Genomic DNA, 3,138 nt, shown 5'->3' on the forward strand with positions numbered 1-3,138 from the left:
CCGACTAATCCGACTAATCCGACTAATCCGACTAATCCGACTAATCAAAATTCAACTGGCTAAAGCCTAGCGCGATAAAGCTCGAGTGTAGTAAAACCATGACGTGATAAAACCGGGGCGCGATAAACTCGCCGCAGCTTGAAGGCAAGATTTATTGCTACCGAAGCTTGAGGGAAAAATTTATCGCCGCCGAAGCCCGCAGCTAAATTTTACCGCCCAAGCGCGGAATTTTCGGCTTTGGCTTCGGGCGCCGAAAATAAATCCCAAATTACGCCAATCCGCTTATTACGCCCTCGCTCGTGATCTTCATATTTAGCGCGTTAGGAACCTTCGGCAGCCCCGGCATCAGCATTATCTTGCCGCAGACGGCGACGATGAAGCCCGCCCCCGTGCGAATCTGAAGGTCCTTGACGCTGAGTTTAAAGCCGCGCGCGCGCCCAAGCGCCTTGGCATCGTCGCTGAAGCTATATTGCGTCTTTGCGATGCAGACGTTTAGCCGCTCAAGCCCCAAAGCCTTGATGTGCTGCAGCGCCTTTTGCGCTTCAGGCTCGAAAACGACCTCGCTCGCGCCGTAAATTTTAACGGCGATCTTTTCGATCTTGCTCGCCGTATCGTCGCTAAGCTCGTAGGCGAATTTTAGCTCCTTGGCGCGCTCGCACTCATCTACTACGAGGCAGGCTAGCTCAAGCGCGCCCTCGCCGCCTTTGGCGAAATTTTCGCAAATCGCCATCTGCACGCCGCGCTGCTTGCAGTACTCGCGTACGAAAGCGATCTCCTCATCGCTATCGAAGCTGAAGCGATTAAGCGCCACGACGGGATTTAGCCCGAAGTTTTGTAAAATTTCAATATGCCCGCCTAAATTTACGATGCCTCTTTGAAGCGCGGCAAGATCCGGGCTCGCGATACTTTCTTTATCCGCGCCGCCGTTGTATTTAAGCGAGCGGATCGTGCTAACCAGCACCGCGGCATCCGGAGCGATGCCCGCGCGGCGACACTTGATGTCGATAAATTTCTCAGCCCCGAGCTCGCTTCCGAAGCCCGCCTCCGTCACGGCGTAATCGGCAAGACTTAGAGCTAACTTACTCGCCATTATGGAGTTGCAGCCGTGCGCGATATTTGCAAAAGGACCTCCGTGCACGAGTGCGGGCGTGTGCTCAAGGCTTTGGATGAGATTTGGCTTCATCGCGTCTTTTAGCAGGATCGCCACGGCATCCGCGCAACCCAGATCGCGCACGTATATCGGCTCTCCCTGCGTATCGTAGGCGACCATGATGTTTGCGATGTTTTCCTTAAGCTCGGCAAGATCGTTCGAGAGGCACAGAACCGCCATTATCTCGCTAGCTGCGGTGATATTAAAGCCGTCCTCACGCTCTACTCCGTCGGTGCGTCCGCCCTGTCCTACGGTGATGTGGCGCAGCGCGCGGTCGTTCATATCCATGCAGCGCTTCCATAAAATTTTATCGATCTTTAGCGGGTTTTCTTGATACAGCGAGTTGTCGATGACCGCCGAAATGAGATTATTCGCGGAGGTGATCGCGTGAAAATCGCCGTTAAAGTGTAAATTTAGATCATCCATCGGCACCAGCTGCGAATATCCGCCGCCCGCGGCGCCGCCTTTGATACCAAAAACCGGCCCCAGCGACGGCTCGCGCAGCGCAAGACAGACGCTTTTGCCTAGACGCTTTAGCGCGTCGGCTAGACCGATAGAGGTCGTCGTTTTGCCCTCGCCAAACGGCGTCGGATTGGTCGCCGTGACCAAGATAAGCTTCGAAGCGCGCGAGCGCGGCTTGATATTTAGCTTGGCTTTGTAGTGGCCGTACAGCTCGATCTCATCCTCACTAAGCCCCAAATTTTTCGCAACGTTTGAAATTTTATCCGGCTTCGCCGCATTTGCTATTTCGATATCGCTCAACATTTTCTCTCCTTAAATTTAAAATTTTATCGCGCTGTGTTTACGCACCGCCTCTTTAAATCTGCGCATTAGCTCGCGCCGCTATGCGCACCTTAATCCGCCAGCCGCGCAAGATCAAAGCTTGCGCCGCGAAATTTGCCCCGGCTAAATTTCGATCTCGATGCCCACGGGGCAGTGGTCGCTGCCCATCACGTCGCTTAGGATGAAAGCGTCCTTTAGCCGCGAGCGCAAATTTACCGAGATGAAAAAATAATCGATCCGCCAGCCTACGTTTTTGGCGCGCGCGTTAAAGCGGTAGCTCCACCACGAGTAGGCGTCCCGCAGCTCGCCGTGCACGGCACGAAAGGTATCGACAAAGCCCGCCGCCTCGACCTCATCGAGCCACGCCCGCTCGATCGGTAAAAAGCCCGAGGTTTTGGAGTTTGCTTTTGGATTTGCAAGATCGATCTCTCGGTGCGCGGTATTTACGTCGCCGCAAAATATCACCCCGAGCCCCTGCTCCGCGAGGCTGCGCGCGTAGGCTAGGAATTTTGCGTAAAATTCCATCTTATAGGCTAGCCGCGCCTCGTCCTTTTGGCCGTTGGGAAAGTAGATATTAAAAAGCACGACATCGCCGAAGCGGTGCTGCAGCACGCGCCCCTCGTCGTCGGGGAAAAACAGCGCCTTGCTCGTCTCGCTTTTAAATTTAGCTAGGCTTGCCACGCCCGAATATCCCGCGCGAGCGGCGGAATTTAGATCGATCTGAGAAAATCCGAGCTCGTAAAGCCCTTTCGGAGCGTCCTTTTCGCTCACCTTGATCTCTTGCAAGCCCAAAAAATCGGGATTTTGCTCCGCAAGCCACGCAAAGCCGTCTTTGCCGAGCACTGCGCGCAGCCCGTTTACGTTCCAACTAATCAGTTTCAAATTTAGCCTTTGGCGCAAAAATTTTGGTATGATTATACGAAATTTTGACTAAATTTAAAGGAAAATTATGCGCAATCAGCCCAAATACCGATTTTTTGCCAACTGGGGCTACGCGATGGCGGGTCTTGCCGAAATGCTGCGTAGCGAGCGTAGCTTTAGACTCGAGCTTTGCGTGTTCGTCCCGCTTCTGCTGTCGCTATTTTTTTGGAATTTCGGCGCAGTGCTAAATCTATTTTTGATCTTCGGCGCGGTCTTTACGTTCACAACCGAATGCATAAACTCGGCTATTGAGCGCGCGGTCGATCTTGACACGAGCGAAATCC

Annotated in this window: 3 protein-coding genes; 1 reads left to right on the top strand and 2 read right to left on the bottom strand. The window is 53.5% G+C overall.

The features are described from left to right. Positions 1-268: 268 nt before the first annotated feature. Both Q0095_RS02385 and Q0095_RS02390 read right to left on the bottom strand, forming a co-directional pair. Positions 269-1,915, bottom strand: a complete 1,647-nt coding sequence (locus Q0095_RS02385) for a formate--tetrahydrofolate ligase (protein WP_297881013.1) — start codon at positions 1,913-1,915, stop codon at positions 269-271. Positions 1,916-2,056: 141 nt separating this feature from the next. Then, positions 2,057-2,815, bottom strand: coding sequence for an exodeoxyribonuclease III (locus Q0095_RS02390; RefSeq protein WP_297881015.1), 759 nt, complete (start codon positions 2,813-2,815; stop codon positions 2,057-2,059). Positions 2,816-2,882: 67 nt separating this feature from the next. On the opposite strand from Q0095_RS02390, the gene Q0095_RS02395 reads away from it, so the two are divergent. Continuing rightward, positions 2,883-3,138: diacylglycerol kinase (locus tag Q0095_RS02395; RefSeq protein WP_297881017.1), on the top strand; the 256-nt coding region annotated here is incomplete at its 3' end.

Origin of the sequence: uncultured Campylobacter sp. (assembly GCF_938045535.1) — a bacterium.
Classification (GTDB): Bacteria; Campylobacterota; Campylobacteria; order Campylobacterales; family Campylobacteraceae; genus Campylobacter_B.

Bases quoted from the DNA above. Each gene is read 5' to 3' on its own strand.
- Q0095_RS02385 (WP_297881013.1), bottom strand. From the start codon at position 1,915: ATGTTGAGCGATATCGAAATAGCAAATGCGGCGAAGCCGGATAAAATT.